This window comes from Variovorax sp. PDC80 (assembly GCF_900115375.1).
Classification (GTDB): Bacteria; Pseudomonadota; Gammaproteobacteria; order Burkholderiales; family Burkholderiaceae_C; genus Variovorax.
Genome location: NZ_FOWG01000015.1, coordinates 164,180 through 190,081, shown reverse-complemented (window position 1 = coordinate 190,081; position 25,902 = coordinate 164,180). Strand labels below are relative to the sequence as shown.

General features: G+C 71.3%; 29 protein-coding genes. 9 read left to right on the top strand and 20 right to left on the bottom strand.

Features of this window, described 5'->3' with window-relative positions; all coding sequences use genetic code 11:
* Positions 1-33: 33 nt before the first annotated feature.
* Positions 34-441 (top strand): winged helix-turn-helix transcriptional regulator, encoded by a 408-nt coding sequence (locus tag BM109_RS34120; RefSeq protein WP_093353125.1) that lies wholly within the window; start codon positions 34-36, stop codon positions 439-441.
* A 3-nt stretch (positions 442-444) separates the two neighbouring features.
* On the opposite strand, the gene BM109_RS34115 is transcribed toward BM109_RS34120, so the two are convergent.
* Positions 445-1,185, bottom strand: a complete 741-nt coding sequence (locus tag BM109_RS34115) for an SDR family NAD(P)-dependent oxidoreductase (protein ID WP_093353122.1) — start codon at positions 1,183-1,185, stop codon at positions 445-447.
* Between the two features lie 133 nt (positions 1,186-1,318).
* Entirely contained in the window at positions 1,319-2,239 is a 921-nt protein-coding gene (locus BM109_RS34110; protein WP_371269158.1) for a LysR substrate-binding domain-containing protein, read from the bottom strand.
* Positions 2,240-2,377: 138 nt separating this feature from the next.
* Here BM109_RS34110 and BM109_RS34105 point away from each other — a divergent pair, with 138 nt between their 5' ends.
* The 5 genes from BM109_RS34105 to BM109_RS34085 all read left to right on the top strand — a co-directional run bounded on the left by BM109_RS34105 (position 2,378) and on the right by BM109_RS34085 (position 7,055).
* Positions 2,378-3,877: an MFS transporter gene (locus tag BM109_RS34105; protein WP_177239540.1), complete on the top strand. Its 1,500-nt coding sequence runs from the start codon at positions 2,378-2,380 to the stop codon at positions 3,875-3,877.
* 70 nt (positions 3,878-3,947) lie between these two features.
* Positions 3,948-4,661, top strand: coding sequence for a hypothetical protein (locus tag BM109_RS34100; RefSeq protein ID WP_093353115.1), 714 nt, complete (start codon positions 3,948-3,950; stop codon positions 4,659-4,661).
* A gap of 162 nt (positions 4,662-4,823) precedes the next feature.
* Positions 4,824-5,741, top strand: coding sequence for an SMP-30/gluconolactonase/LRE family protein (locus tag BM109_RS34095; protein ID WP_093353112.1), 918 nt, complete (start codon positions 4,824-4,826; stop codon positions 5,739-5,741).
* Positions 5,742-5,779: 38 nt separating this feature from the next.
* Positions 5,780-6,748, top strand: a complete 969-nt coding sequence (locus tag BM109_RS34090; RefSeq protein ID WP_093353109.1) for a tripartite tricarboxylate transporter substrate binding protein — start codon at positions 5,780-5,782, stop codon at positions 6,746-6,748.
* A gap of 13 nt (positions 6,749-6,761) precedes the next feature.
* Positions 6,762-7,055, top strand: coding sequence for a YciI family protein (locus BM109_RS34085; protein ID WP_093353106.1), 294 nt, complete (start codon positions 6,762-6,764; stop codon positions 7,053-7,055).
* 24 nt (positions 7,056-7,079) lie between these two features.
* Here the strand turns inward: BM109_RS34085 and BM109_RS34080 are convergent, their stop codons facing one another.
* On the bottom strand, positions 7,080-7,535 hold the full coding sequence (locus BM109_RS34080; protein ID WP_218159438.1) for a hypothetical protein: 456 nt from the start codon (positions 7,533-7,535) through the stop codon (positions 7,080-7,082).
* 136 nt (positions 7,536-7,671) lie between these two features.
* Between BM109_RS34080 and BM109_RS34075 the strand changes: the two genes are divergently transcribed.
* Positions 7,672-8,583 carry a bestrophin family protein gene (locus BM109_RS34075; RefSeq protein WP_093353103.1) on the top strand — a complete coding sequence of 304 codons (912 nt, stop codon included), beginning with the start codon at positions 7,672-7,674 and terminating at the stop codon, positions 8,581-8,583.
* A gap of 16 nt (positions 8,584-8,599) precedes the next feature.
* Here BM109_RS34075 and BM109_RS34070 read toward each other — a convergent pair whose 3' ends face one another.
* From BM109_RS34070 to BM109_RS34055, 4 genes are all read right to left on the bottom strand, one after another.
* Positions 8,600-9,586, bottom strand: a complete 987-nt coding sequence (locus BM109_RS34070; RefSeq protein ID WP_256222956.1) for a Bug family tripartite tricarboxylate transporter substrate binding protein — start codon at positions 9,584-9,586, stop codon at positions 8,600-8,602.
* Between the two features lie 27 nt (positions 9,587-9,613).
* On the bottom strand, positions 9,614-9,931 hold the full coding sequence (locus BM109_RS34065) for an NIPSNAP family protein (RefSeq protein WP_093353100.1): 318 nt from the start codon (positions 9,929-9,931) through the stop codon (positions 9,614-9,616).
* Positions 9,932-10,014: 83 nt separating this feature from the next.
* On the bottom strand, positions 10,015-10,479 hold the full coding sequence (locus tag BM109_RS34060) for a cupin domain-containing protein (protein ID WP_093353097.1): 465 nt from the start codon (positions 10,477-10,479) through the stop codon (positions 10,015-10,017).
* 1 nt (position 10,480) lies between these two features.
* Positions 10,481-11,173, bottom strand: a complete 693-nt coding sequence (locus BM109_RS34055; RefSeq protein ID WP_218159437.1) for a polysaccharide deacetylase family protein — start codon at positions 11,171-11,173, stop codon at positions 10,481-10,483.
* 134 nt (positions 11,174-11,307) lie between these two features.
* Here BM109_RS34055 and BM109_RS34050 point away from each other — a divergent pair, with 134 nt between their 5' ends.
* Positions 11,308-12,261, top strand: coding sequence for a LysR family transcriptional regulator (locus BM109_RS34050; protein WP_093353091.1), 954 nt, complete (start codon positions 11,308-11,310; stop codon positions 12,259-12,261).
* A 10-nt stretch (positions 12,262-12,271) separates the two neighbouring features.
* Here the strand turns inward: BM109_RS34050 and BM109_RS34045 are convergent, their stop codons facing one another.
* Entirely contained in the window at positions 12,272-13,108 is an 837-nt protein-coding gene (locus BM109_RS34045) for a helix-turn-helix transcriptional regulator (RefSeq protein WP_256222951.1), read from the bottom strand.
* Positions 13,109-13,201: 93 nt separating this feature from the next.
* Here BM109_RS34045 and BM109_RS34040 point away from each other — a divergent pair, with 93 nt between their 5' ends.
* Entirely contained in the window at positions 13,202-14,095 is an 894-nt protein-coding gene (locus BM109_RS34040) for an SDR family oxidoreductase (RefSeq protein WP_093353085.1), read from the top strand.
* 4 nt (positions 14,096-14,099) lie between these two features.
* Here the strand turns inward: BM109_RS34040 and BM109_RS34035 are convergent, their stop codons facing one another.
* The 12 genes from BM109_RS34035 to hppD all read right to left on the bottom strand — a co-directional run bounded on the left by BM109_RS34035 (position 14,100) and on the right by hppD (position 25,890).
* Positions 14,100-15,209 carry a M14 family metallopeptidase gene (locus BM109_RS34035; protein WP_093353082.1) on the bottom strand — a complete coding sequence of 370 codons (1,110 nt, stop codon included), beginning with the start codon at positions 15,207-15,209 and terminating at the stop codon, positions 14,100-14,102.
* 27 nt (positions 15,210-15,236) lie between these two features.
* The gene (locus BM109_RS34030) at positions 15,237-16,541 is read right to left on the bottom strand and encodes an MFS transporter (protein ID WP_093353080.1); all 1,305 of its coding nucleotides are present in this window, start codon (positions 16,539-16,541) and stop codon (positions 15,237-15,239) included.
* Positions 16,542-16,565: 24 nt separating this feature from the next.
* The gene (locus BM109_RS34025; RefSeq protein WP_093353077.1) at positions 16,566-16,925 is read right to left on the bottom strand and encodes a RidA family protein; all 360 of its coding nucleotides are present in this window, start codon (positions 16,923-16,925) and stop codon (positions 16,566-16,568) included.
* Complete coding sequence (locus BM109_RS34020) at positions 16,922-18,097, bottom strand: alpha-hydroxy acid oxidase (protein ID WP_093353074.1); 1,176 nt, start codon at positions 18,095-18,097, stop codon at positions 16,922-16,924. Before BM109_RS34020 ends, BM109_RS34025 begins: the two co-directional genes overlap by 4 nt.
* 125 nt (positions 18,098-18,222) lie before the next feature.
* Positions 18,223-19,017: an ABC transporter ATP-binding protein gene (locus BM109_RS34015; RefSeq protein ID WP_093353071.1), complete on the bottom strand. Its 795-nt coding sequence runs from the start codon at positions 19,015-19,017 to the stop codon at positions 18,223-18,225.
* On the bottom strand, positions 19,011-19,937 hold the full coding sequence (locus tag BM109_RS34010; protein ID WP_093353068.1) for an ABC transporter permease: 927 nt from the start codon (positions 19,935-19,937) through the stop codon (positions 19,011-19,013). Before BM109_RS34010 ends, BM109_RS34015 begins: the two co-directional genes overlap by 7 nt.
* Positions 19,938-19,955: 18 nt before the next feature.
* The gene (locus tag BM109_RS34005; protein ID WP_093353254.1) at positions 19,956-20,921 is read right to left on the bottom strand and encodes an ABC transporter substrate-binding protein; all 966 of its coding nucleotides are present in this window, start codon (positions 20,919-20,921) and stop codon (positions 19,956-19,958) included.
* Positions 20,922-20,958: 37 nt separating this feature from the next.
* Complete coding sequence (locus BM109_RS34000) at positions 20,959-22,338, bottom strand: FAD-binding oxidoreductase (protein ID WP_093353065.1); 1,380 nt, start codon at positions 22,336-22,338, stop codon at positions 20,959-20,961.
* Complete coding sequence (locus BM109_RS33995; protein WP_093353062.1) at positions 22,335-23,315, bottom strand: fumarylacetoacetate hydrolase family protein; 981 nt, start codon at positions 23,313-23,315, stop codon at positions 22,335-22,337. Before BM109_RS33995 ends, BM109_RS34000 begins: the two co-directional genes overlap by 4 nt.
* A complete protein-coding gene (locus tag BM109_RS33990; protein ID WP_093353059.1) occupies positions 23,312-24,490 on the bottom strand; it encodes a homogentisate 1,2-dioxygenase in 1,179 nt (392 codons plus the stop codon). The genes BM109_RS33995 and BM109_RS33990 overlap by 4 nt, the downstream gene beginning before the upstream one ends.
* A gap of 7 nt (positions 24,491-24,497) precedes the next feature.
* Entirely contained in the window at positions 24,498-24,821 is a 324-nt protein-coding gene (locus BM109_RS33985; protein WP_093353056.1) for a YciI family protein, read from the bottom strand.
* Between the two features lie 4 nt (positions 24,822-24,825).
* Complete coding sequence (gene hppD / locus BM109_RS33980) at positions 24,826-25,890, bottom strand: 4-hydroxyphenylpyruvate dioxygenase (protein WP_093353053.1); 1,065 nt, start codon at positions 25,888-25,890, stop codon at positions 24,826-24,828.
* Positions 25,891-25,902 lie beyond the last annotated feature (12 nt).

Here is a 25,902-nt window from a genome sequence, read left to right as displayed (position 1 = left end):
ATCATTCGAGCATTGCCCGACGAGACTTACCAAATGGAAACCGCACCCGTCGTCGAAGAGATCCACGGCGCCCGCGCCCCGACGCCACCGCAGCCGCGCCTGCCCGCCGAATGCCCGGTCGAGCACTGGCTCGCGCTGCTGGGCCATCGCTGGAGCGCACTGATCCTCTGGCACCTCGCCGCGGCGCCGCTGCGGCATGGCGAGCTCGCGCGCCGGCTGCCGGGCGTGTCCGCCAAGGTGCTCGGCGAGCGGCTCGCCGAACTCGCGGCGGCGCGGCTGGTGCAGCGGCATGACGACGAGGCGGGCGGTGCGCATGCGCTGTACGGCCTCAGCGAGGCGGGACAGCGCCTCAAGCGCGTGCTCGACCAGCTCGAGGCCTGGTCGGCCTCGCTGGACAGCACGCAGTCGCCGAGGCTCGACCAATTGCTGCTGGAGCGCTGAAGCCTAGATCCGCCCGCCGTCCGTCAGCACCGTGCGCCCCGTCACCCAGCGCGCATCGTTCGATGCGAGGAACGCCACCACGTCGGCGATGTCCTCGGGCTCGGCCAGCCGGCCCAGCGGCGTGAGCGCGGTCTCCTCGCGCAGGTGATCGGCCGGGATGCCCGAGGTCATGTCGGTGCGCGTGATCGCGGGCGCCACCGCGTTGACGCGGATGTTGCGCGCGCCGAGCTCCATCGCGAAGCCCTTGGTCAGCACCTCGACCGCGCCCTTGGCCGCGGAGTACAGCGCGGTGCCGCCGCCGGGGATGTGGACCAGGTCGGTCGACACGTTGACGATGGCGCCGCCCGCCTTCGGGATATGCGGCAGCACGGCCTGCGTCAGCACGATGGTGCTCCAGGCATGGGTGTCCATCTGCTCGACGAACATCGCGCGCGTGAGCTCGCCCACCGGCGCCGCGACGAAGGTGCCGGCCGCATGCACGAGGATGTCGATGTGGCCGTAGGCCTCGGCGATGGCGGCCACGGCGGCGTTCGCCGCGGCCTCGTCGGTGACGTCGGCCTGGAACGCGGACGCGCGCCCGCCCTCAGCGACGATGCCGCGCACCACGGCCTCGGCCGCGGCGGCATTGCTCCGGTGCAGCAGCGCGACGGTGATGCCGTCGCGCGCGAGGCGGCGCGCCACGGCGGCGCCGATGCCGCGCGAGCCGCCGGAAACGACGGCGATCTTCTGGTTCGGTGTGTTCATGGGAAGCTTCTTTCTCTGCGAACAGGGATGACAAGGAAGCTTCGAAGGTAGGGCCGCGCGGCGCGTTGCACGAGCCGTGCGGGCGCAACGGGGCGTTGCCGCCGCTGCAACGCCAGCGGCGGCGCGCGCCCTCTCAAGCCGCGCCGGGTGGCTCGAGTTCGCGGTACTTGGTCTCGAGCAGGGCCAGCACGGCGCGCACCGCGGAGCTCATGCCCTTGCGGCTCGGGTACAGCACGTAGGCCTGCGTGGCCAGCGAAGGCCAGGCCGGCAGCACGCGGCGCAGCCGGCCGTCGGCCAGCGCATCGCGGCAGGCCTCGATCGGCAGCTGCACCAGGCCCGCGCCGCGCAGCGCGGCCTCGCGCAGAGCCTGGTAGTTGTCGCTGATCAAGAGCGGCTGCGGATGGTGCAGCAGCGTCCGGCCATCGCCATCGACCAGCGCCCAGGGCCGCACGCTGTCGGGCCCGCCGCCCTGGCCCAGCGCGGGAAAGCGATGCAGGTCGGCCGGCTCGGTGGGCTCGCCGTGCGCCGCCAGCAGCGAGGGCGCGCCCACCAATTCCATGCGCCCCACGCCGATCGGCCGCGCGACGATGTCGGCCGAGGCCAGCGGCTGGCTCGCATAACGGATCGCGAGGTCGATGCGCTCGCCCAGCAGGTCGACGAAGCGGTTCGACAGGTCGAGCGTGATGCGCACCTTCGGATGCCGCAGGCTGAACTCGCCGAGCCAGCCGCCGAGCAACAGCTCGCCCGACACCGGCGAGGCGCTGATGCGCACCGGCCCCGCGGGTTCGCCGAGCGTCTCGTCGACGGTGGCGCGCACCGCCTGCGCTTCGTCGGCCATGCTGCGCGCGTGGCGGTAGACGCGCTCGCCCACGTCGGTGACCTGGAAGCGGTGCGCCGAGCGCTGGATCAGCCGCACGCCGAGCTGCTTCTCGAGCGCGCCCACGCGCCGGCTCAGGCGCGACTTGGGCGTGCCGGTCTCGCGCTCGGCCGCCGAGAAGCCGCCCGCCTCGACCACGCGGGCGAACAGGAGCAGGTCGTTGAGGTCTTCCACCATGCTGTCGATGCCTTTCTTGCGTTTCCCTCGAGCGTGGCGCACCGCCGCGTTCCACGGCTGCAACGCGGCGTGCCAGCGCCGGTATCGCGGCCGCGGCCGCGATTGCGTAGCCTGGGCGGTTTGACGATGCGCGTGCCGATGCCGACCTCCATTCTCACCACCCCGACGCCGGCCGATGCCGCCACGCGCGGCGCCACCCTGGCTGCGGCCTGCCTCTCGATGGCCGCGATCGCGATGTCGATCACGGCCGCGGGCGTGGCGCTGGTGCCGATCGGCGCGGCCTTCGGCATCGGCTTCGGCGCGCTGCAATGGGTGCTCAACCTGTTCGTGCTGAGCTTCGCCGCCTTCCTGCTGCCGGCCGGTGCGCTCGCCGACCGCATCGGCCAGCGCCGCAGCTTCATCGCGGGCGGCGCGATCTTCAGCACCTTCACGCTGATGGCCGTGCTGGCCGCGCGCACCGAATGGCTGCTGGTCGCGCGCTTCCTGCAGGGCGCCGGCGGCGCACTGCTCGCGGCCAGCGGCCCGGCCGCGCTCACGGCCGTGTTCCATGGCGAGGCCGAACGCAAGCGCGCCTTCGGCTGGCTCGGCAGCTGCGGCGGTGTCGGACTCACGCTGGGTGCGCTGCTGTCGGGCGCTGCGGCCGCGCGGGGCGGCTGGCGCGCGGCGCTCGCGATCCATCTGCCGCTGGTGCTGGCCGCGCTCGCGTTGGCGCTGTGGAATTTCCGCGGCCATGCGGCCCGGCCGGCGGGCGCGCGCTTCGATCTCGTGGGCGCCGTGCTGGGCTTCACGGCCATCGCGGCCGCGATGGCCTTCGGCATCCTCGGTGCCGAGCACGGCTGGGGCGCGAGCGCCGTGCTCGCCTGCCTGGCGCTCGCGCTGGTCGCGGGATCGCTGTTCGCGCGCTCGCAGCGCCGGCATCCGGCACCGCTGCTGCCGCCCGCGCTGCTGCGCAACCGCGGCTTCGTGTTCGCCTGCCTGCTGACCTTGCTGTTCACCACGGTGTGGGTCGCGATGTTCATCTACGTGCCGCTGCACCAGCAGGCCGCGCGCGGCCACGACGCGGACCGCGCGGGACGCACCCTGCTCGCGCTGCTGATGCCCGCGATGGTGATGCCGGCCCTCGCCTCGCGCCTGGCCGTGCGCATCGGCACGCGGGCCGTGCTGGTCGGCGGCTGCCTCGCGATGGCGGCCGGCCTGGGCCTGTTGTATCTGGCGTGGACCGATCTCTCGCGTCCCGCGGCGCTCGAGTGGCTGGCGCTCGCCATCTGCGGCAGCGGCGCCGGCTGTCTCTACGGCCTGCTCGACTACCTCGCGATGGCCAGCCTGCCGAACGCGCTGGCCGGCACCGGATCCGCCGCCTTCAACGTGCTGCGGCTGCTCGGCGACGCGCTCGGCGCCATCGTGCCGGGCGCGGTGCTGGTGCAGGCCCTGGCGCCGCGGCTCGCGGCGGCCATCGGCGAGCCGGTGCCGCGCGAGGTGCTCAATGCCGTGGCGGCCGGGCAGTTCGGCGCGCTGGCCTCGGGCGGCGCGGCAGCGGTCGAGGCGTTCCGCGATGCGATCGCCGCCGTGCCCGCGGTGCTGGCCGTGTTGGTGTTGCTCGGCGCCGTGCTGGCCTGGTGGCGCGCCGAACGACCTTGAAGGCGGCGGCCCCTCAATCCATCGAGCCCTACACTGCCGGCCGATGGCTCCCGTCCCTTCCCATCTCGCCATGCCTGAGCGCCTGACCTCGTACTTCTGGCGCGGCGATGCCTTGCGCAGCCGCAGCGTGAGCCCGGTCGTGCTCGCGTCGAGGCTGGAGATTCCCGAGCCACCGGCGCGGCTGGTGGCCGACTGGCGGCGCGACGCGAGCACGCAGCTGATGCTCGAGCCCGGCGACGTCGAGCCCCTGTCGCTGGCACGCGCGAGAACGCGCTGGCCCGCGTACGGCCAGTGCGTGCAGGCGGTGGCCGACTGGGCGCGCACGCAGGGTCTGCCCGGCCTGCCGGGCAATGCCGACGTGGCACTGATGGCTTGCCGTGGCGCGCGCTACCACCACGACGGCGCGCAGTACGGCGGCGCGGCCTTCTGCAATCTCTTCCTCGGCGAGGACCTCGGCCTCGACGTGCACTTTCCCTCGGCCGGCGTGCGCCTTCCGCTCGCACGCGGCACGGTCATGCTGTTCGACACCTGCCAGCCGCATGCCGTGATCCGGCGCGATGGCAAGGGCTTCGATGCGGCGGACTTCGGCGCGGAGCGCGACACCCTGCAGGTGTTCCTGACCTGGGAGCTGCCGATCGAGGACGAGGCGCTGGTCCGCGCGATGCAGATCCGCTTCGACGTCGATCCCTCGACCGCATCGCGGCTGACGGAAGAGCAGGTGCTGGTGAATGGCGAAGCGGCGACGCCGGACCCCGCGTCCGGCCGCTGGATCCGCGCCGCCTGAACGCGCCGTCCGAGCGCCCCGACTCGCGCCCGCGAGCAATGACTTTTGATCATTTCTCGCATGAGTTAATTGTGATTGAGCCGCCACGGCCGCTCACGTATCTTCAGCGCTCGAATCATTGAGAGACAAGCCCCTTTCGAGCCGCATGGCATCGAAAGCGGCATGAAGGAACGCATGAGGATTCTGGCCGAGGGTCTGCAATTTCCTGAAGGGCCGGTGGCGCTGGCCGATGGCTCGGTGCTGCTGGTCGAGATGCGCGCGGGCCTCGTCGTGCGGATCTCGCCCGATGGCGAGCGCCACGTGGTCGCCGACTGCGGCGGCGGTCCGAACGGCGCGGCGATCGGGCCCGACGGCGCGCTCTACGTCTGCGACAACGGCGGCAGCGCCTATGTGCCGGGCCGCTTCACCTCGACCGGGCCCGCGGCCGACTACGAGGGCGGCAGCATCCGCCGCTTCGACCTGCGCACGGGCGAGCACACGCTGCTCTACACGCATTGCGACGGCCATCGGCTGTCGTCGCCCAACGACCTCGTGTTCGATGCGCACGGCGGCTTCTACTTCACCGACTTCGGCAAGAAGCATGCGCGGCTGCGCGACTACGGCGGCGTCTACTACGCGCTGCCCGACGGCTCGCGCATCGTCGAGGTGGCCTATCCGCTGCTGTCGGCGAACGGCATCGGCCTCTCGCCCGACGCGCGCGTGCTCTACGTGGCCGAGACCGAGACGGCACGGCTGTGGGCCTTCGACATCGTCGAGCCCGGCACGGTGCGAAAGCATCCCTTTCCCTCGCCGCATGGCGGGCGCATCGTCTGCGGACTGCCGGGCTTCCAGCGCTTCGACAGCCTCGCGCTCGAGGCCGGCGGCAACATCTGCGTCGCCACGCTGATCACCGGCGCGGTCTCGGTCATCGCGCCCGACGGCGCGCTGCTGCGGCAGCTGGTCTTTCCCGACAGCTACGTCACCAACCTCTGCTTCGGCGGGCCGGCCATGCAGACCGCCTACGTCACGCTGTCGGGCACCGGGCAGCTCGCCTCGCTGCCCTGGCCCGAGCCGGGCCTGCGGCTGCATTTCAACGCGTAGCCCCGAGCACGCGCACTAGAACACCCCTGGAGACTCCCATGATCCGCCGCGAATTCATCGCCACCCTGGCCGGCGCCTGCGCCGCCGCCGCCCTGCCGCCGGCACGCGCCGCGGCGCCCTATCCGAGCCGGCAGGTGCGCGTGGTCGTCCCATTCACCGCGGGTGGCGGCACCGACGTGGTGGCGCGCGCGATCGCGATGGGGCTGTCGGAGTCGATGGGCCAGTCCTTCTTCGTCGACAACAAGCCCGGTGCCAGCACCTTGATCGGCTCGGAGCTGGTGGCCAAGGCAGCGCCCGACGGCTACACGCTGCTGGTCGCGAGCGTGCCGCATGCCACCAACCCGTGGATGATGAAGAGCATGCCCTTCGACACCGCGAAGGCCTTCGCGCCGATCGGCCTCGCGGTGCAGTCGCCGTTCATCATGGTGGCCTCGTCCACCTCGTCGATCCAGTCCTTCGACGACGCGCTCGCGGCGGCGCGCTCGAAGCGGCTGTCCTTCGCATCCACCGGCAGCGGCACGGCCGACCACCTGTCGATGGAGCTGCTGGCGCTGCAGTCGGGCGTGACGATGACGCACGTGCCCTACAAGGGCACCGGCCCGGCGCTGGCCGACCTGATGGGCGGCCACGTCGACCTGATGTTCGCGAACGTGGTCGCGGCGGCGCCGCTCGTGAAGTCGGGAAAGCTGCGCGCGCTGGCCGCGTCGACCGCGCGGCGCTCGCCCTCGCTGCCCGAGGTGCGTACCGTCGCCGAGGCCACGGGCAAGCCCTTCGACGTCAGCGCCTGGACCGGCGTGCTCGCGCCCGCGGGCACCGACGCGGCCATCGTGGAACGCCTGAGCGCCGAGGTGCGCAAGGCCCTGCAGACCCGTGCCACGCGCGAGGCGCTGACGGTCAACGGCGCCGAGCCGGTGGGCAGCACGCCCGCGGAGTTCCAGGCCTTCATCGCGCGCGAGATGAAGACCTGGGGCGAGATCATCGCCAAGGCCGGCATCACGCCGAGCTGAACCGGAGCGCCGCATGCCCTACGTCATCCTCGCACTCGACCAGCCCGACGCGCAGGCGCTGCGCGAATCGCTCAAGCCGGCGCACCTCGACTACCTGAGCGAGCGGCAGCAGCGCATGCTGGCCGGCGGTGCGGTGCTCGACGAGGACGGCCGCGCGATCGGCGCGCTGATCATCGTGGACGCCGACGACCGCGCGGACGCGGAACGCTTCATCGGCGACGACCCCTTCGCGCAGGGGGGCCTGTTCGCCTCGGTGCGCGTCATGCCCTGGCGGCAGGCCTTCTTCGACCGCCGCCGCACGAAGTGAAGCGAGTCGAGAGCGACCGGTTCCTCAGCCCCCCGCCGGCCGCGCCCTGCGCTCGAACATCGGCACCGTCACGCCCTTGGCCTCGCTGCCGTCGGCCTTCCACACCAGCGTGTCGGCCGGGAACTCGTCCTTGCGCGTCATCGCATCGACCCTGGACGCGACCAGCGCCACGGCTTCCTTGACCTCGGGATTCCACGCGAAGACGCCCGCGCGGCCATACCAGACCACCGGCGTGGCGGCATCGAGGCGGCGGTCGGGGCACATCGTGATGCGGCGTTGCGCGAGCACGCGCAGGGCACCGACGCCCACGGCGCGGATGCCGGTCCGGGTGCGCTCGGCGGAGTGGCCCGGACACACGAGCGCTGCCCGCTCGATCGCGTTGTCATAGACCTGGGCATCGCTTTGCGCGCGGGCCTGGAAGGCCACGAGAGCGCCGAGCAGGGCGAGGCCGGAAACCGGCCATGAGAGACGGTGTGGCATGCGTATCTTCCTCCTGGTTCATTCATCGGTCGACGAACAGATCGCCGGGTGCATTCTTGCAAACACCGCGCGGGCCGCCTGTAGGCCGACGACGCACGGGCCGCACGGGCCGCAGCGCTGGCGATAATGGCCGCCCATGATCGTCCGCCCCCGTCCCCACTGGCTGCGCATGCTGTTCGTCTGGCACGGCTCGGTGCTGTCGTCGATCGTGCCGCAGCTGCTGTGGACCACCGGCTTCGCGATCCTCGTGACCGTGCTGCATGGCCGGCTGTTCCAGTGGAAGGTGCCGCTGAACTTCGTGCCCTTCTCGCTGATCGGCCTCACGCTCGCGATCTTCCTGGGCTTTCGCAACGGCACGAGCTATGCGCGCTACTGGGAGGCACGCACGCTCTGGGGCACGCTGCTCAACGAAACGCGCACGCTGGTGCGCCAGCTGATCACGCTGCTGCCTTCGCGCGACGGCATCGCGCTGCCGGTCGCGCGGCTCATCGCCTTCGTGCATGCGCTGCGGCATCAGCTGCGCGGCACCGATGCCTCGGCCGACCTCGCGCGCCTGCTGCCGGAAGAAGACCGCGCACGCCTGCGAACGGTGCGCTTCAAGCCCGCCGTGCTGCTGCTGATGGTCGGCGAATGGCTGCAGGCGCAGCGCCTGCAGGGCCGGCTCGCGCCCGAGCTCGCGCAGGCCATCGAGCTGCCGCTGGGCCGGCTCACCGAGGCGCTCGGCGGCTGTGAGCGCATCGCGGGTACGCCGATCCCGTTCACCTATGCGGTCATCATCCACCGCACCATCTACCTCTATTGCGTGCTGCTGCCCTTCGGGCTGGTCGATGCGATCGGCGCGATGACACCGGTGGTGGTGGCCTTCATCGCCTACACCTTCTTCGCGCTCGAGGCGCTCGGCGCGGAGATCGAGGAACCCTTCGGCATGGAGCCCAACGACCTCGCGCTCGATGCGATGTCGCACACCATCGAGGCGAGCGTGCGCGAGATGATGGGCGAGACACTGCCGGCGCCGAGCGCGAAGGGCGTGGGGTACGTGCAGACCTAGCGACCGGGCCGTTCGCTCAATCGAGGCGGATGTTCTTGTCGCGGATCAGCTGGCGCCAGCGCACCGACTCGCGCCGGACCTCCGCCGCCATCTGCTCGGGCGTCGAGACCACGGACTCGGCATAGGCGAGCCGGAGCTTCTCGATCAGCGCGGGATCGCGGCTCGCCCGGGTGATCTCCTCGTTCAGGCGGACGACGATCTCGCGCGGTGTCTTCGCGGGCGCCCAGAAGCCCTGGAAGCTCGCGACGTCGGCACCGGGCACGAGCTCGGCAATGTTCGGCACCTCGGGCGTCGCGGGGTTTCGCTGGCCGTAGCCCCAGACCGCGAGGGCCCGCACACGGCCCTCCTTCATGAAGGGGATGGCATTCGCGGCGGGCTCCCAGACCAGCGGAACGGTGCCGGCCGCCACGTCTGTGAGCGCGCCGCCCTTGTAGGGCACGTGGAGCATCTCGACCTTCTCCTGCGCAAGCACCAGCTCCATGACCAGATGCGGAAAGCCACCGAGCCCGTACGAGGCATAGCTGTACCTGCCGGGCGCCGCGCGTGCCAGCGCCATCGCTTCCTGCAGCGTCCTGGCCGGGAAGTCCTTGGCGGTCACGAGGTACAGGCCGTTGCGCACCGTCTGCGCGACGGGCGCGAAGTCCTTGTCGACATCGAAGGGCAGCCGGGCGAAGGCGTGGGGGTTGCTCACGAAGGAATTCGAGACCGCGTAGAGCAGCGTGTAGCCGTCGGCCGGCGCCTTGGCCACCGTGTCCTGCGCGATGTTGCCGGTGGCGCCGGGCTTGTTGTCGACGACCACCGGCTGCCCGAGCGCCTTCGACAGCTTCTCGCCGTACATGCGCGCGATGACGTCCGCGGCCAGGCCGGCGGGCAAGCCGATGACGATGCGGATGGGCCGCATCGGCCAGTTCGCCTGGGCGGTGGCCGCGACGCTCGCCAGCGCGAGCACGCTCGCGGCCAGCAGCCTGCGAATGGAAAGAGGATGGGAATAGGAATGGCTCATGTCTGTCTCCTGGGCTCTGGTGGCCGCTCAATAGCTCGGGCTGAATGCCGCGGGTTTCAGGAGCTTCGACTCCTGCGTCTCGATGAAGCGGAAGATCTTCGGCGCGTACGCCTGCCACTGCGGATCGGCCGACAGGGCGGCGCGGCGCCGGTCGCGGTCCGCGAGGTCGTCGTAGGCCCACAGGTGGACGATCTCGTTGAGCGGTCCGAACTCGGTGTGGAAGTAGCCGACCATGCGGCCCAGGTGCTGGCGCTGCAGCGCCAGTCCACCCTCGTGCTCGTAGGTGTGGAGGTAGTCGCGCACGGTGCCCGCGCGCACGCGGTAGGTGCGTTGTTCGACGATCATCGGTGGTCCTTTTCTCGAGGCGTGCGTGTCCCCGCGGTGCCGGCGCGAGGCCTGGCATCGCTGCAGGGACGACGCGGGTCGCGTCAGTGCGGCGCGGGGAAGTTGGTGTCGTGCTTCTCGCTGATCAGCGCGACCTTCTCGCCCGAGAAGCCGGGGCCCGCCAGCGCGGAGATCTCCCTGAAGTAGCGGTCCTGCCCGCCCGGCACGCTCCAGTCGAGCATGCGCGCCGTGGTGGTTCCGACGTTCCGGAAGCGATGGACGACGCCGCGCGGCAGATAGACGATGGCGCCGGCGCCCACCGTGCGCGTGGTGTCGCCGGCGGTCACTTCGTAGGTGCCTTCGACGATGAAGAAGCACTCTTCCTGCGTGAAGTGCAGATGGTCGGGCGGGCCCTCGCCGGGCCGGTGGCAGGCCATGATCACCGAGAGCCTGCCGCCCGTCTGTTCGCTGCCGAGCAGCACCTGCATGTCGAGGCCAAAGGGCCGGATCGCCTCGGCCTCCTCGGGCGTGACGATGACCGCGCCGGTCTTCGAGGGTTCGTTCTGCATGTCATGTCTCCTGGGGAAATGAAGAGGGCTGGCCGTTCGACACGAAGGCCTCCATGGGATGCACGGGCATGCCCCGCACCAGCGGCACGCAGTCCGGCGGAAACTCCTGCCGGAAGCGGAAGCCTTCGGCCAGGGCCTGCTCGATGTACGGCTCCAGCTGCGTCATCGCGCCCGTCTCGTAGTCGTGCAGCACGCTGAGGGTCCAGTCCTGCCCGCGTGCCTGCGCGAGCGCCGTCCGCGGCCAGCCTTCGGGGTCGTCCCAGTCGCGCGGGATCGAGTTCCAGAGCACGCAGGTGAATCGCCCCTCGCGCAGGAACGCGAGCGCCGCGCGGCTCAGCAGATGGGGACCGAGGACGCCGCCGCCACCGAAGGGACGGAACAGCCTGTCGGGATGCGAGAGCTCGCCGATCAGGGCCTGCGTGCGGCCGATCTCCTGCTGCGGCGCGAACGGGTCGGACGATGCGCCGAGCGGGACATCGTGCGTGTAGGTGTGGTTGCCGATCCAGTGGCCTTCGTCCCTCGCCCGGCAGGCGAGCGCACGGCCTTCCTTCGAGGCCAGGTTCTGGCCGAGCACGAAGAAGGTCGCACGGATGCCATGGCGCGCCAGCACGTCCAGCACGTGCGGCGTCACGGCCGAGGCCGGGCCGTTGTCGAACGTGAGCGTGATCGAGCGGCTCATCGGCCGGACGCGCATGCGCGGTGGGGGTTCAATCTCTTGTCTCCTTCGGTATCGCGGGGAAGCTGACGCAATGATCGGCATCGGGATCGCTACGCACAATATGGAAACGAAAGAAGATACTTTTTCCAGATTCGATGCAATGATCGGGCATGCCCGACTTCCTGAACCAGGCCAGCGTGCTGTCGCTGCGCTGCTTCGTGGCGGTGGTGAACGCCAACAGCTTCACGACCGCCGCACGCCAGCTGCGCATGGCGCCGTCCTCGGTCACCAAGCACCTGCAACTGCTCGAGCGCGCGACCGGCGCCGCGCTGGTTCACCGCACCACGCGGCGCATCAGCGTCACCGATGCGGGCGAAGCCTTCTACGCGCGCTGCGTCGACATCCTCGAACAGCTCGAGGGCGCCGTGGCCGGCATCGCGGGCGAGCAGGCCGCCGGCGGCCACCTGCGCGTGACGGCGCCGCCCTCCTTCGCCTCCGCGGTCGTCGCGCCGGCCCTGCCCAAATTCCTCGAGAGCCATCCCGGTGCCACGGTGGACCTCGTGGTCAACAGCAACGTGCCCGATCTCGTGCGCGAACGGGTCGACCTCGCGCTGTTCATCGGCGAGGAGCTGCCGACCAAGCAGGCGCAGCTGGTGCTGGCCCAGAGCCCGCAGGTCCTGTGCGCATCGCCCCACTACCTGAAGTCGCACGGCACGCCGCGCTCGGTCGACGATCTCGCGCGGCATCGCTGCCTCTGCCCGCGCTTCTCGGAGGTCGCCGAGACTTGGCACCTGGAGGTCAAGGGCCAGTGGCAATCGATCCGGCCGCAGGCCGTGCTGCTGTCCGACAACGGAGACGCGCTGCGCAGCGCCTGCGTGGCGGGCGCGGGCATCGGAAACTTCTACCGCTTCCATGTGGCCGAGCACCTGGCGCGCGGCACGCTCGTGGAGGTGCTGCCCAGGAACCCGCTGCGCGCCAAGACGATCTACGCGGTGCTGCCCCACCGCAGCATGATCCGGCCCCTGGTGCGCAGCTTCACGGCCTTCGTGCGCGAGGCCGTCGAGCAGGCCTTGCAGGACACGCAGCCGCCGCGCAGGAAGGCTCGCGCGGCAGCCGCGAGATGAAGCCGCCCCTTCAGACCAACGCCCCGATCCTCTGCGCATCCCCCGGCGTCGTCGGGTTGTAGACCACCAGGCTGAGGTCCGGCCGCCCATCGACCGCGAACGACGAGTACTCGAAGGCCAGCGGCCCGAGCACCGGATGGCGGATGTGCTTGACCGTTTCGCCGTGCACGCCGACCACGTCGTTGTCGCGCCACATCGCGTCGAACTCGGGGCTCAGCCGGCAGAGCTCGTCGACCAGCGGCTGCACCAGCGCCGCGGCGCCGGCGCGGGTGGCGTCGGCGCGGAAGGCACCGAGCGCGAAGCGCGCCACGCTCTGCCAGTCGTACTGCGCGGCGCGGGCGCGCGGGTCGAGGAAGATGAAGCGCAGGATGTTGCGCTGCCCGGGCGGCAGCAGGCCGTAGTCCACCAGCATCACGCTCGAGGCTCGGTTCCACGCCACCACGTCCCAGGTCGCGGTGCGCATCAGCGCGGGACAGGGATGCAGGGCATCGAGCACGCGCTGCAGCCGCGGCGTGACGCCCTCGGGCTGGCGATAGCGCACCTCGGGCGGGCGGCCCAGGCCCAGCAGGTAGAGGTGCTCGCGCTCGATCTCGGTGAGCACCAGCGCCTGGGCGATGCGCTCGAGCACCTCGGCCGAGGGCGCGCCGCCACGGCCCTGCTCGAGCCAGGTGTACCAGGTGGCGCTGATGTGGGCGCGCTGCGCGACCTCCTCGCGGCGCAGGCCGGGCGTGCGACGACGGTCCGTCGAATAGCCGAAGACCGTTGGATCGAGCCGGGCACGGCGATCCTTCAGGTAGTTGCCCAGGGCATTGCCGTCTGCCGGATTGCCGTTTGCCATTGCGCTCATGCTGTTAACCGCCATACCACGATAACGTCACTACTTTACCGGGATGGCTCGCGGTCCGAGACTGGCCTCCAACCCAACCTGGAGATCTTTCCCATGCGAGTGTTCGTCACCGGCGCGACCGGTTTCATCGGCCTGCCCGTCGTCAAGGAACTGGTGGCGGCCGGCCACCAGGTGATCGGCCTGAGCCGTTCACAGGAGAAGGCGGCCGCCTTGAAGGCCGCCGGCGCCGAGGTGCTGCACGGCACCCTGGAGGACGCCGGCAGCCTGCGCGCCGGCGCGGAGCGCGCCGATGGCGTGATCCACCTGGCCTTCAACCACGACTTCTCGCGCTTCGTGCAGAACTGCGAGGACGACCGCCGGGTCATCGATGCGCTGGCCTCGGCGCTCGCGGGTTCCGATCTGCCGCTGGTCGTGACCTCCGGCACCGGCATCGCCAACACGGTGGCGGGCCAGCCGGCGAAGGAAGACCATCCGACCGTGGGCGCCGACACGCATCCGCGCGCGGCCTCGGAAGAAGCAGCCAATGCCGCCGCCAAGGCGCATGGCGTGAACGTGTCGATCGTGCGGCTGCCGCAGGTGCACGACACGGTGCGCCAGGGCCTGATCAGCCCGCTGATCGAGATGTACCGCGCCAAGGGCGCCTGCGCCTATGTCGGCGACGGCCTCAACCGCTGGCCCGCGGCGCATGTGCTCGACGTGGCGCGGCTCTTCAGGCTCGCGCTCGAGAAGGCCGCGCCGAGCGCGAAGTACCACGCGGTGGCCGAGGAAGGCGTGGCGATGCGCGAGATCGCCGAGGCGCTCGGGCGGCGGCTGCAACTGCCGGTTCGCTCGCTCGCGCCCGATGAGGCACCGGGCTTCTTCGGCTGGCTCGCGATGTTCGCGGGGATGGACCTGCCCGCGTCGAGCGCGTGGACGCGCGAGACCCTGGGATGGCAGCCGACGGGGCCGGCGCTGATCGCCGACCTGGAGCGGCTCCAGACTGCTTGAGCGATCAGGCCTCGCGCAAGCCCTGCAAGGTCTGCAGCAGCACCACGCGCGTCTGCCCCAGCACCATGCCCTTCCACTCGTCGTTGTCGCAGTAGAAGGCATCGCGCAGCTGCTGGCGGATCTCGCGCCGCTGCGATTCGGGCGCTTCCGGATGGCGGCGCAGCCAGGTGTCGGCGCTCAGGCGCAGCAGCATGTCGTCGGCGGGGATGGTGCCGAACTCGAGGCCCATGGGCGCGATGCGCGCCCGCGGGCATTCGTCGTAGGCGGCGGAAACCACCGGCCCCGACACATGCGCGGACACGGAGTCCTCGCCGAACAGCGCGAAGACATCGGCGCCCCACCAGGCGCGCGCGAGCGCGAGGTCCTCGGGCGCGTTGCGGCCCGGGTAGACCTTCTCGCCGTGGCCGTAGGGGCCGAGGCCCGTGTGCATGTCGATCCAGCCGATGTGGGTGGCCGAGGCCGCGTACTTGCGCAGGATCGAACGGATGGTCCTGTTGCTCCACGAGGGCGCGGTGCCGCCGTAGAACAGGCCGTCGGGCGAGACGTACTGGCCCTTGGTGACGGCGGCGCGGAAAGCGCGCATGCCGTGCTTCTCGATGTAGGCGGCCACGGCCGCCTCGTCGGCCGGCGTCGGCGGCCAGCTCGCGGGCAGCACCAGCGGTTCGACATCGGTGTATTCGGCATTCACCGGCAGCGGCGCGCCGAAGTCGATGTGGTTGCGGTTGAGGTCGATGTTGTCCTCGTTGGTGCGGTGCAGGTGCGAGAAGCCGTGCGGGTTGACCGCGTGCACCAGCAGCAGCGCGACATCGGCCTGGCGCAGGCGCGCGAGCAGGTCCTCGTCATGCAGGGTCGCGACCTGCGTGCCCGAGCCGCAGAAGCCCTCGGGGCCATGCGTGCCCGAACTCACGAGCAGCAGCTTCTTCGCATCGATGGCGCCGAGCAGCGCGACGTCGGTCGCGAGTTCCTCGCCGAGCGCGCCGCGGTAGGCTTCGTGGAGGAAGGATTCGATAGCCGCGCCGCGGGCGCGCGCGGCCTCGAGGAACTTGGCGCGGGCCTCGACATAGGTGCCCGAGAAATGCCGCGTGGCGGCGCTGCTGTGATGAGAGAGGGTCATGGCAAGCTTCGAAGAAGAAACGATCGTTCAGGCGTGCGCACCGGCCGCGTCGATGTCGCGGCCCGTCTGGTCGCGCAGCCAGATCAGCCCCAGCAAGGAGACGGCGGTCATCGCGACCAGGTACCAGGCCGGCGCGAGCTTGCTGCCGGTGGCGTTGAGCAGCCAGGTGCTGATGAAGGGCGCGAAGCCGCCGAACAGCGCCACGCCCACGCTGTAGACCAGCGACATGCCGCTGGCGCGCACCGCCTTCGGGAACATCTCGGGCAGCATCGTGATGCTCGGCGCGGTCTGGCCCACCAGGCCCAGGCTCAGCACGCCGAGCACGGTGAACAGCACCGTCGGCGTGGGCGAGGCATTGAGCCAGAGGAAGCCCGGGTAGATCAGCAGCACGAGGAGGACACGGCTCCAGAGGATCAGCGGCTTGCGGCCCACGCGGTCGGACAGCGCACCGACCAGCGGCGACACCACGAACAGGATCAGGCCCGTGATCGCCGCGCCGAACAGCGCCACCGAGGGCGCGAGCCCCAGCTCGCGCACCGCATAGGTCGGCATGTAGAAGGTGATCACGTAGGCGGCCGTGGTGCCGCCCACCATGGTGAGAATGGCCGCGAGCACCGTGCCGCCATGCTGCGTGCAGACGATCCGCAGGCTGCTCTCGCGCGGCTTCGCGCTCGCGTCGGGCGCGATCTCGAGCGACTCGTGAAGGTGGCGGCGGATGTACATGCCCACCGGGGCGATCAGCATGCCGATGAAGAAGGGCACGCGCCAGCCCCAGCTTTCCATGGATTGCGGCGACAGCGTGAAGGTCAGCGTGCCCACCACCACCGCGCCGAGCATCACGCCCAGGCCCTGGCTCGCGAACTGCCAGCTCGCCATGTAGCCGCGGTTGCGCGGCGTGGCGTGCTCCACCAGCAGCGTGGTCGAGGCGCCGACCTCGCCGCCGGCCGAGAAGCCCTGGATCAGCCGCGCCAGCACGATCAGCACCGGCGCCGCGACGCCGATGCTCGCGTAGGTGGGCGTGAAGGCGATCACCGCGCAGCCCAGCGCCATCAGGAAGATGGTCAAGGTCATGGCCTTCTTGCGGCCCGCGCGGTCGGCATAGGCGCCGATCACGATGCCGCCCAGCGGCCGCATGATGAAGCCCACGCCGAAGGTCGCGACCGTGAGCAGCAGCTGACCGTAGCCGCTGAAGGTGGGAAAGAACAGCTTGCCGATCACCAGCGCGAGGAAACCGTAGACGGTGAAGTCGAAGATCTCGAGGCCGTTGCCGATGGTGGTGGCGACGATGGTCTGGCGCCGGCTGATGGCGGTGTGCGCGGGGGTGGTGCTCATGGGCGTCGAGGGAGGGAAGGAAAGTCAGTCGGTGCCGGTGGCGGCGATCACGGCCACCTCGACCAGCAGCGCGGGCAGCGCGAGCCGCGCACCCACGGTGGCGCGCGCCGGTGCGCATCCGGGCGGCAGCCAGTCGGTCCACACGCGGTTCATCTCGGCGAAGTCGTCGATGCCGGCGAGCCAGATGGTCGCGCTCAGCAGCCTCGACTTGTTCGAGCCCGCCTGCGCCAAGAGCGCGTCGATGCGCCGCAGGATGCGCGCCATCTGTTCGCCCACGGTCGCCGCGGGCTGCAACAGGTCCACTTGGCCGGAGAGATAGACGATGCCGCCATGCACCACGGCCTGGCTCATGCGTTCGTCGGTGTGCAGTCGCTCGATGTTCATGCTGTCTCCTGTCGCGGCGCCACGGGAGCGGCCCCGCGCACCATGTGGGCGCTGATCGACGCCACGCTGCCGGCGCCCATCAGGCACTGGCAGACCTCGAATTCCTCCTTGAGCAGGGCCAGCGCCCTGGCAACGGCCGGCTCGCCGCCCGAGGCGACCGCATAGAGCGTGGGCCGCCCGATCTGCACAGCAGTGGCGCCGAGCGCGAGCGCGCGTGCGATGTCGCTGCCGGTGCGCACGCCGCTGTCGAGCAGCAGCGGCAGGCGGCCACCGGTCTCGCTCGCGAACTCGGGCAGGATCTCGATCGGCGCGACGGCGCCGTCGAGCTGCCGCCCGCCATGGTTGCTGATCACGATGGCATCGACGCCGAGCTGCTGCGCGCGGCGGCCCTGCGCGGGATCGAGCAGGCCCTTGACGATCAGCTTGCCGGGCCAGCGCTCGCGCACCCAGGCGATGTCGTCCCAGCCCAGCGAGGGATCGAGCTGGGCCTGCATGGTCTGCGCGATGGTGTGGGTGGCCTGCAGGCCGAGCTCGCCGGCCATCAGCTCGAGCCGTGGCGCGCCGGCGCGCAGCGAGCGCCAGGCCCAGCCGGGCCGCGCGAGCACGCTCGCGAGCTTGCGCGGGGTCCAGCGCAGCGGCAGGCTGAAGCCGTTGCGCTCGTCGCGCAGCCGCCGGCCCGCGACGGGGTTGTCCACGGTCACCTCGAGCGCCGCGAAGTCGAGGTCGCGCGCCCGGTCGATCAGGCGCGCACTCATCGCGCGGTCGCGGAACACGTAGAGCTGGAACCAGGCGTTGCCCTGCGCCGCCTCGGCCACGGCTTCCATGGTCGCGGTGGCGGCCGTGCTCATCACGAAAGGAATGCCGAAGGCGCGGGCGGCCCGCGCCAGGCAGCGGTCGGCGCCGGGCCAGGCCGCGCCCGCCAGCCCGGTGGGCCCGATGATCAGCGGCAGGTTCCATGAGCGGCCGAACAGCTGCATCGCGGTGCTGCGCTGCGAGACGTCGACCGGCGCGGAACCGAGCAGCCGGATGCGGTCGAAGGCGCTGCGGTTGCCGCGCACGCTCGACTCGGAGCCCGCGCCGCCATCGATGTAATCGAACACCATGCGCGGCAGCGCGCGCCGGGCCAGTTCGCGGAAGTCGTCGATGCAGTGCGCTTGCAGGTAGTGGGTCATGGTCGAACGAAAATATTAAGCCGTCCAGCCGGCATATTTAATGGCGCTTTGGCCGTCGGCGAGGAGGCCGCGGCATGTTTCATGCGCCGTGCCGGCGGCGCGCGAAAGCCCGATGCGCGCAGGGTTCATCCGAGCAGCAGCGCGTCGTCGGCCACCGCCTCGCCGCGCGTGCGCTCGAACAGTTGCAGCAGGTCGGGCACGTCCATGCCGGCGCGCTGCGACCCGCTCACGTCGAGCACGACGCGGCCCTCGTGCAGCATCAGCGTGCGCGAGCCATGGCTCAGGGCCTGCCGCATGCTGTGCGTGACCATCATCGCGGTCAGCTTCTGTTCCTCCACGATCCGCTGCGTGAGCGCGAGCACGAAGGCCGCGGTCTTCGGATCGAGCGCGGCCGTGTGTTCGTCGAGCAGCAGGATGCGCGAGGGCTTGAGCGAGGCCATCAGCAGGCTCACGGCCTGCCGCTGGCCGCCCGACAGCAAGCCCATGCGGTCGTTCAGCCGCTGCTCGAGCCCCAGGTCGAGGCTGCGCAGCCGGTCGCGGAACAGCTCACGCAGTTCGCCCCGCAATGCCGCGCGCAGCCCGCGCCGTTCGCCGCGCCGCCAGGCCAGCGCGAGGTTCTCCTCGATGGTCAGCGCCTCGCAGGTGCCGGCCATCGGGTCCTGGAACACGCGCGCCACGAGAGCGCTGCGCTGCCAGGCGCTCAGGCGCGTGACCTCCACCTCGTCGATGAAGATGCGGCCGCTGTCGACCAGCAGGTCGCCGCTCAGCGCATTGAGCAGGGTCGACTTGCCGGCGCCGTTCGAGCCGATGACGGTGACGAACTCGCCGCGCGGAATGCTCAGGTCGAGCCCGCGCAACGCGCGGTTCTCCATCGGCGTGCCCGCGTGGAAGGTCACGCGCAGGTCCAGTGCCTTCAGCATGCGCCGGCCTCCTTCTTCTTCGATGCGCCCAGGGCGCCGCGCCGCCGCGCCAGGAAGCGCTTCGAGGCCGGCATCACGAGCGCGAGCGTCACCAGCACGGCCGTGACGAGGTTGAGGTCCTGCGCCTTCAGGCCGATGAAGTCGCTGTTGAGCGCCAGCGCCACCAGCATGCGGTAGAGCACCGCGCCGACGACGCAGCCGAGCGTGGCCCAGGCGATGCTGCGCATGGGCAGCAGGGTCTCGCCGATGATCACGGCCGCCAGCCCGATCACGATGGTGCCGATGCCCATCGACACGTCGGCCCCGCCTTGCGATTGCGCGAACAGCGCGCCCGCCAGCGCCACGATGCCGTTGGACAGCGCGAGCGCGAACAGCGACAGCCGGTCGGTCGACACGCCCAGCGCGCGCGCCATCCGCGCGTTGCCGCCGGTGGCGCGCATGGCCAGGCCGGCCTCCGATCCGAAGTAGCGGTCGAGTGCGAACTTGACCGCCAGCGTGATGGCCAGCAGCACCAGCGCGGTGGTCCACGGCCCGGGCAGCGCCTCGAGCGGCGGCGTGTTGAACACCGTCGACGCACCCAGCAAGGGCTCGTTGGGCTTGCCCATCACGCGCAGGTTGATCGAATAGAGCGCAATCATCACGAGGATGCCCGCGAGCAGCTGCATGATCTTGAGCTTGACGTGCAGCCAGCCGGTCGTGAGGCCCGCGAGCGCGCCCGCGGCGAAGGCGGCCGCCGTCGCGGCCAGCGGATGCCAGCCGCCCACCAGCAGGGTCGCGGCCACCGCGCCGCCGAGCGGGAAGCTGCCGTCGACGGTCAGGTCGGGAAAGTTCACGACCCTGAACGAGATGAAGACGCCGAGCGCGACCAGCGCGAAGATCAGGCCCACCTCGAGCGAGCCCTGGAAAGCGATGAGGGACATCGATGCTCCGGCCGGCGCTCAGTCGATCACGCGGGTCGCGGACTTGAGCAGCGCCTCGGACAGCGCCAGCCCCTGGCGCCGCGCCGCGGCCTGGTTCACGAGCAGCTCCAGCGTCGGGCTCACCTGCGAGGCGATGCTGCCGGGTGCCTCGCCCTTGAGCACGCGCACCACCAGCTTGCCCGACTGGCGGCCGAGGTCGTGGTAGTTGGTGCCGATGCCCAGCGCCGCGCCACGCGCCGCGAGCGAGGGGTCGGCCGCGATCAGCGGCACCCGGCCCTGGTCCGCCACCTTGGCCAGGGCCTCGAAGGCCGAGGTCACGTTGTTGTCGGTCGGCGCGTAGATCGCATCGACCTTGCCGACCAGGCTCTGGGCCGCGCTCGCCACGTCCACGGTGCGCGGCGCGGCGCCCTCGATCACGCTCAGGCCGGCCGGCTGCGCGAGCTTCTTCAGCTGCGCGATCGCGGCGACGGAGTTGGCCTCGCCGGGGTTGTAGACCACGCCGATGCGTTTGGCGGCCGGCAGCGCCTGGCGCAGGAGGGCCAGGTGCTTGTCGAGCAGCGGCAGGTCCGACACGCCCGTGACGTTGCCGCCCGTGGCTTCCCACGACTTGACCAGCTTCGCGGCGACCGGATCGGTCACGGCGCTGAACACGATCGGGATCTCGCGCGTCGCCGCGACCACGGTCTGCGCCGAGGGCGTGGACATCGCGACGATCACGTCGGGCCGGTCGCCGACGAACTTGCGCGCGATCTGGGCCGCGGTCGCGGTGTTGCCTTGCGCGCTCTGGTAGTCCAGCCTCAGGTTCTTTCCGACCACGTAGCCGGCCGCGGCGAGTTCCTCGACGATCCCCTGGCGCGCCGCATCGAGCGCGGGGTGGTCGACGATGGCCGTGACGCTGACGCGCGCATCGGCGGCGTGCGCCGGCAGCGCGGCGAAAGGAGCGAGGACGAGCGCGAGCAGTGCCACCCGGAAGGGGCGTTTCATCATGGGGAGATCTCCGGTAGTTGAGGGGTCGACGAACTCAAGGGAACCCGGTGACCTTGCCGGGGTTCAGGATGCCGAGCGGATCGAGCGCGGCGCGCAGCGCCTGCATGACGCGAAAGCCACCGCCGGCCTCCTCGCGCAGGAACTCGACCTTGCCGTGGCCGATGCCGTGCTCGCCGGTGCAGGTGCCGCCGACCGCGAGCGCGCGCCGGATCATCCGCGCATAGGCGGCCTTCACGCGCGCGATCTCGGCGGCGTCCGACGGATCCACCATGAAGCACAGGTGGAAGTTGCCGTCGCCGACATGGCCGCAGATCGGCGCGATCAGCCCTTCGGCCCGCACGTCCTGCTGCGCGGCCTCGATCTGGTCGGCCAGCTCGGAGATCGGCACGCAGACGTCGGTGGGCAGGCCTTCGGCGCCGGGACGCAGGCCCTTGTTGGCCCACCAGATGTCGTGCCGCGCCTGCCACAGCCGGCTGCGGTCCTCGGGCCGGTGCGCCCACGCGAAGTCCTGGCCGCCGTGCGAGGCCGCGATCTCGCGCACCACCTTCACCTGGTGCGCGACCTCGGGCTCGCTGCCGTGGAATTCGAAGAACAGCGTGGGCGCGACCGCCATGCCGAGCCGCGAGTAGCGGTTCACGGCCTCCACCTGCAGCGCGTCGAGCAGTTCGACGCGGCCGAGCTGCACGCCGGCCTGCAGCGTCTCGATCACGGTGTCGACCGCGGCGCGCAAGGTGCCGAAGGCGCAGGTGGCGGCCGCCACGTGCTCGGGCAGCGCATGCAGGCGCACGGTCGCCGCCGTCACGATGCCGAGCGTGCCCTCGGCGCCGACGAACAGGCGCGTGAGGTCGTAGCCGGCCGCGGACTTGCGCGCGCGCGTGCCGGTGCGGATCAGTTCGCCGTCGGGCAGCACCACCTCGAGCGCCATCACGTTCTCGCGCATGGTGCCGTAGCGCATGGCGTTGGTGCCCGAGGCGCGCGTCGACACCATGCCGCCGATCGATGCGTCCGCGCCCGGATCGACCGGGAACTGCAGGCCGGTGCCGTGCAAGTGCGCGTTGAGGCTCTTGCGGGTCACGCCGGCCTCGACGGTCGCGTCCATGTCGGCCGTGCGAACGTCGCGGATGCGGTCGAGTCCGCGCGTGTCCAGGCTGATGCCGCCACGCAGCGCCGCGATGTGGCCCTCGCAGGAGGTGCCGGTGCCGAAGGCCACGAGCGGCACGCGCCGCGCGGCGCAGGTGGCGACGATGCGCTGCACCTCGGCCACGTTCTGCGGAAACGCGACCGCATCGGGCGGCATCACCGGATGGAAGGTGGTGTCGCGGCCATGCTGGTCGCGCACGGCCGGCGCCGTGGACAACCGCTCGCCGAGCCAGCCACGCAGGTCGTCGATGCAGGCCAGGGTCGCATCGTTCATGCGGCCACCGCCTTCTGCCGGATGCGGCCGAACAGCTCGCGCCCGTCGTCGGTGTGGAACGACAGGCCCACGGTGTCGCCCGGCATCAGGTACGGCGCCAGCGCATCGGGTCCCTGCCCCGCGAGCTGCTGCAGCGTGCGCTGCTCGACGATGCAGGCCACGCCGCGCGATGCGTCGCGGTTGGAGACCGTGCCGGCGCCGACGATGCTGCCCGCGCCGAGTCCGCGCGTACGCGTGGCATAGCGCAGGATGTCGACGAAGCTGAAGTCCTGGTCGTCGCCGGTGCGCAACTCGCCGCGCACCTGGCCGTTGACCTCGACGCGCAGGCGGCCGAAGGCGCGGCCCTCGCGCCAGTCGGCGCCCAGTTCGTCGGGCGTGACGGCGAAGGGGCCGAAGGCGCTCGCGGGCTTGCCGTGGAAGAAGCCGAAGCCCTTGGCCAGTTCGCCCGGGATCAGCGCGCGCAGCGAGACGTCGTTGACCAGCACCAGCAGCCGCACCTGGGCCAGCGCCTGCTCGGGCGTGGGCGCGGGGCCCAGGTCGCCGACGATCACGGCGAGTTCGCCCTCGAGGTCGGTGCCCCAGGCCGGGTCGGCGGGGATGTCCTCGCACCAGGCGAGGTTGCGGTCCGACAGCCCCTGGTAGATGACGGGCTCGGTGCGCGCCGACGGCGGCATCTCGGCGCCGCGCGCGCGGCGCACGCGCTCCATGTGCGACAGGTAGCCGCTGGCATCGACCCACTGGTAGGCGCGCGGCAGCGGCGCCAGCAGCGCCGCGAGTTCGAGCGGCTGGCCCGCGGCGGGCTCGGCGTCGAGCCGGGCCGCGGCCGCGCGCAGCAGCGGCACCGCATGCGCCCAGTCGTCGAGCGCGGCCTGCAAGGTGGGCGCGGCCTCGGGCACGGCGAGGCAGCGCCGCGCATCGGCCGACACCACCACGAGCTGGCCGTCGCGCCGGCCGTTGTTCAGCGTCGCGAGTCTCATGCGGTCACCTGTTCGGTCTTGTCTTCGGGCGCATCGAGGTAGCCGCGCCAGGAATCGGCATGCTCCGCGCGCTCGAAGGCCGCCATGCCCGGGCCGATGTCGAGCGGATCGCGCGCGTCGATGTTGATCGCGACCTCGTGCAGCTCGGTGCGCGGTGCCGACAGGCTGTTGCGGTAGGCCGCGGGATGCGGCCCGTGCGGGAAGCCGGCGGGATGGAAGGTCATCGCGCCCGGCCCCATGCCGTCGCGGCTGAAGAAGCGGCCCGCGTGCAGGAACAGCAGCTCGTCGTAGTCGTCGTTCGAATGGAAGAACGGCACCTTCAGCGCGCCCGGGTCGGTCTCGGCCGGCCGCGGGCAGAAAGTGCAGACCGCCACGCGCTGCGTGAGGAAGGTGGTGTGGGCCGAGGGCGGCAGGTGGTAGCGCGCGCTGAGCACGGGCCGGATGTCGCGCCAGTTGAGGCGCACCGGCGCGAGCGTGCCTTTCCAGCCCAGCGCGTCGAGAGGATCGTGCGGATAGGTCAGCGTGGACACGCGGTGCCGCGCCTGGATGCGCACGGCCCACTCGCGCCGCGCGGCGTGCTGCTGCGCGACGAAGGCCTCGTCGAGCTGCGGCACGTCGAGCACGCCGGCGTCGAACAGCGCATGCTCGCCGAGCAGCCCGCGCTCGGGCAGGCGGAAGCTGTCGCCCGTGGCTTCGAGCAGCAGCAGGAAGGACGGTGCTGCGGGCTCGTAGCGCCAGGCGGTGCCGCGCGGCAGCAGCAGGTAGTCGCCGTCGCGCAGGCGCAGGTGGCCGTAGTCGCAATAGAGATCGCCGCCGCCCTCGTGGACGAACAGCAGCTCGTCGCCGTCGGCGTTGCGCGCGAGGTGCCGCATCGGCGCGGAGGGCTTCCAGCAGCGCAGCCGCATGTGGGCATTGCCCGCGACCAGCGGCGCGTCGAGCGGGCAGTCGAGGCCCTGCGCGGCGGCGGGCAGCTGGTTGAGGTCGTAGGCGCGCGGGCGGTGCGGGCCGTCCCAGCGCAGCCAGGCCGTGGGCGCATGGCGGTGGTACATGTGCGTGGCCTGGCCGCCGAAGCCCTCGCGGCCGATCTCGCGCTCGTAGGTGCCGGGCGGGATGTCCGCGTGGGCCTGGCGCGAGGCGATGCCGGCGCGCATGGGAAGGACGATGGGTTTGTTCATGGACGGTTCACGGGCACTTGCGCAGTTCGGCCTGCAGGAATTCGGGCGTGTGGGGCGGGGTCATCTGGACCAGCGGCGTGAGCTCGACGGTGGCGAACAGGCCCGCGCGGCTGTAGGGCTCGGTGTCGATGAAGCGCCGCGCCTCGGCGCGCGAGGCGACCGACAGCGCGACCACCATGCCGATCGGCTCGCGCGCATCGGCGTCGAGCAGCGCCGCGCCGAACACGGTGCGGGGCAGCCAGGCCAGCATGTGGCGGATGTGGTCGGCGCGCACCGGCAGGCGGTCCTGCGCGCCGCCAGGGCGATAGAGGCAACGGACGAGCCAGGCCATGGTCTCAGTGCGCGTCCGCGCCGGCCTGCTCGCGCTTGATGGCCTCGAACAGCGCCTTGGCGTTGCCCTCGCCGAACGAGGTGTCGCCCTTGCGCTGGATGGCCTCGAAGAAGATCGGCCCGATCATCTTGCGCGTGAAGATCTGCAGCAGGAAGCGCGCCCGCGCATCCGGGTTCTCGCCGGTGGCGGCGCCGTCGAGCAGCATGCCCAGCGACTTCATGCGCGCCACGTCCTCGCCATGGCCCGGCAGCCGGGTGTCGAGCGCGTCGTAGTAGGCCGCGGGCGTGGGCAGGAACTCCACGCCGGCACCGCGCAGCCGCTCCACGCTGGTGTAGAGGTCGTCGCTGAACAGCGCGATGTGCTGGATGCCCTCGCCGTTGTACTCGTCGATGAACTCCTGGATCTGCGAGCTGCGGCCCATCGGCGACACCACGGTCACGCAGGCCGTGCTCGCGGGATCGCGCACCGCGACCGTGTCGAAGCCGTTGCTGGCGTCGCCGGCGACGAACTTGAACACCTCCTCGAAGCCGAAGATGTTCTTGTAGAAGTCCACCCACTGGGGCATGTTGCCCGGGTGCACGCAGTGGGTGACGTGGTCGACGCGCACGAAGGGCGCGAAGGCCGCGCCGGTGTCGGGCACGGCGGCCGGATCGAACTCGAACTGCGCATGCAGCGCCGCGAGCGCCGCGTCGTCGACCAGGTAGAGCGCGCTGCCGCCGATGCCCTGCAGCGCGCAGTCCGGCAGCAGCGAGCCCGCCGCCGCGTCGAGCGGCTGCGCGCCGCGCTCGCGGGCCAGCGCCATCGCACGCGCGCTGTCGGGCACGCGAAAGGCCATGCCGGCGCACGACGGTCCATGGTGGGCGGCGAATTGCATCGCATGCCCATCCTGGCGCGTGCCGACGATGAACTCGACACCCGCCTGCCGCATCAGCAGCGCATGCCCCGCGCGGTGCCGCGCGACGGTGCGAAACCCCATGCGCTCGAGCACGGCGGCCAGCGCCTGCGCGTCGGGACTTGCGAACTCCATGAACGCGGTGCCGAGCACCTCTGCACGTTCCTTCTGGGTCATTGAATTCTCCTG

What these genes read in the sequence shown, in the direction of transcription:
- BM109_RS34120 (WP_093353125.1), top strand. Translation starts at nt 34, where the DNA reads ATGGAAACCGCACCCGTCGTCGAAGAGATCCACGGCGCCCGCGCCCCG.
- BM109_RS34115 (WP_093353122.1), bottom strand. Translation starts at nt 1,185, where the DNA reads ATGAACACACCGAACCAGAAGATCGCCGTCGTTTCCGGCGGCTCGCGC.
- BM109_RS34110 (WP_371269158.1), bottom strand. Translation starts at nt 2,239, where the DNA reads ATGGTGGAAGACCTCAACGACCTGCTCCTGTTCGCCCGCGTGGTCGAG.
- BM109_RS34105 (WP_177239540.1), top strand. Translation starts at nt 2,378, where the DNA reads ATGCCGACCTCCATTCTCACCACCCCGACGCCGGCCGATGCCGCCACG.
- BM109_RS34100 (WP_093353115.1), top strand. Translation starts at nt 3,948, where the DNA reads ATGCCTGAGCGCCTGACCTCGTACTTCTGGCGCGGCGATGCCTTGCGC.
- BM109_RS34095 (WP_093353112.1), top strand. Translation starts at nt 4,824, where the DNA reads ATGAAGGAACGCATGAGGATTCTGGCCGAGGGTCTGCAATTTCCTGAA.
- BM109_RS34090 (WP_093353109.1), top strand. Translation starts at nt 5,780, where the DNA reads ATGATCCGCCGCGAATTCATCGCCACCCTGGCCGGCGCCTGCGCCGCC.
- BM109_RS34085 (WP_093353106.1), top strand. Translation starts at nt 6,762, where the DNA reads ATGCCCTACGTCATCCTCGCACTCGACCAGCCCGACGCGCAGGCGCTG.
- BM109_RS34080 (WP_218159438.1), bottom strand. Translation starts at nt 7,535, where the DNA reads ATGCCACACCGTCTCTCATGGCCGGTTTCCGGCCTCGCCCTGCTCGGC.
- BM109_RS34075 (WP_093353103.1), top strand. Translation starts at nt 7,672, where the DNA reads ATGATCGTCCGCCCCCGTCCCCACTGGCTGCGCATGCTGTTCGTCTGG.
- BM109_RS34070 (WP_256222956.1), bottom strand. Translation starts at nt 9,586, where the DNA reads ATGAGCCATTCCTATTCCCATCCTCTTTCCATTCGCAGGCTGCTGGCC.
- BM109_RS34065 (WP_093353100.1), bottom strand. Translation starts at nt 9,931, where the DNA reads ATGATCGTCGAACAACGCACCTACCGCGTGCGCGCGGGCACCGTGCGC.
- BM109_RS34060 (WP_093353097.1), bottom strand. Translation starts at nt 10,479, where the DNA reads ATGCAGAACGAACCCTCGAAGACCGGCGCGGTCATCGTCACGCCCGAG.
- BM109_RS34055 (WP_218159437.1), bottom strand. Translation starts at nt 11,173, where the DNA reads ATGCGCGTCCGGCCGATGAGCCGCTCGATCACGCTCACGTTCGACAAC.
- BM109_RS34050 (WP_093353091.1), top strand. Translation starts at nt 11,308, where the DNA reads ATGCCCGACTTCCTGAACCAGGCCAGCGTGCTGTCGCTGCGCTGCTTC.
- BM109_RS34045 (WP_256222951.1), bottom strand. Translation starts at nt 13,108, where the DNA reads ATGAGCGCAATGGCAAACGGCAATCCGGCAGACGGCAATGCCCTGGGC.
- BM109_RS34040 (WP_093353085.1), top strand. Translation starts at nt 13,202, where the DNA reads ATGCGAGTGTTCGTCACCGGCGCGACCGGTTTCATCGGCCTGCCCGTC.
- BM109_RS34035 (WP_093353082.1), bottom strand. Translation starts at nt 15,209, where the DNA reads ATGACCCTCTCTCATCACAGCAGCGCCGCCACGCGGCATTTCTCGGGC.
- BM109_RS34030 (WP_093353080.1), bottom strand. Translation starts at nt 16,541, where the DNA reads ATGAGCACCACCCCCGCGCACACCGCCATCAGCCGGCGCCAGACCATC.
- BM109_RS34025 (WP_093353077.1), bottom strand. Translation starts at nt 16,925, where the DNA reads ATGAACATCGAGCGACTGCACACCGACGAACGCATGAGCCAGGCCGTG.
- BM109_RS34020 (WP_093353074.1), bottom strand. Translation starts at nt 18,097, where the DNA reads ATGACCCACTACCTGCAAGCGCACTGCATCGACGACTTCCGCGAACTG.
- BM109_RS34015 (WP_093353071.1), bottom strand. Translation starts at nt 19,017, where the DNA reads ATGCTGAAGGCACTGGACCTGCGCGTGACCTTCCACGCGGGCACGCCG.
- BM109_RS34010 (WP_093353068.1), bottom strand. Translation starts at nt 19,937, where the DNA reads ATGTCCCTCATCGCTTTCCAGGGCTCGCTCGAGGTGGGCCTGATCTTC.
- BM109_RS34005 (WP_093353254.1), bottom strand. Translation starts at nt 20,921, where the DNA reads ATGAAACGCCCCTTCCGGGTGGCACTGCTCGCGCTCGTCCTCGCTCCT.
- BM109_RS34000 (WP_093353065.1), bottom strand. Translation starts at nt 22,338, where the DNA reads ATGAACGATGCGACCCTGGCCTGCATCGACGACCTGCGTGGCTGGCTC.
- BM109_RS33995 (WP_093353062.1), bottom strand. Translation starts at nt 23,315, where the DNA reads ATGAGACTCGCGACGCTGAACAACGGCCGGCGCGACGGCCAGCTCGTG.
- BM109_RS33990 (WP_093353059.1), bottom strand. Translation starts at nt 24,490, where the DNA reads ATGAACAAACCCATCGTCCTTCCCATGCGCGCCGGCATCGCCTCGCGC.
- BM109_RS33985 (WP_093353056.1), bottom strand. Translation starts at nt 24,821, where the DNA reads ATGGCCTGGCTCGTCCGTTGCCTCTATCGCCCTGGCGGCGCGCAGGAC.
- hppD (WP_093353053.1), bottom strand. Translation starts at nt 25,890, where the DNA reads ATGACCCAGAAGGAACGTGCAGAGGTGCTCGGCACCGCGTTCATGGAG.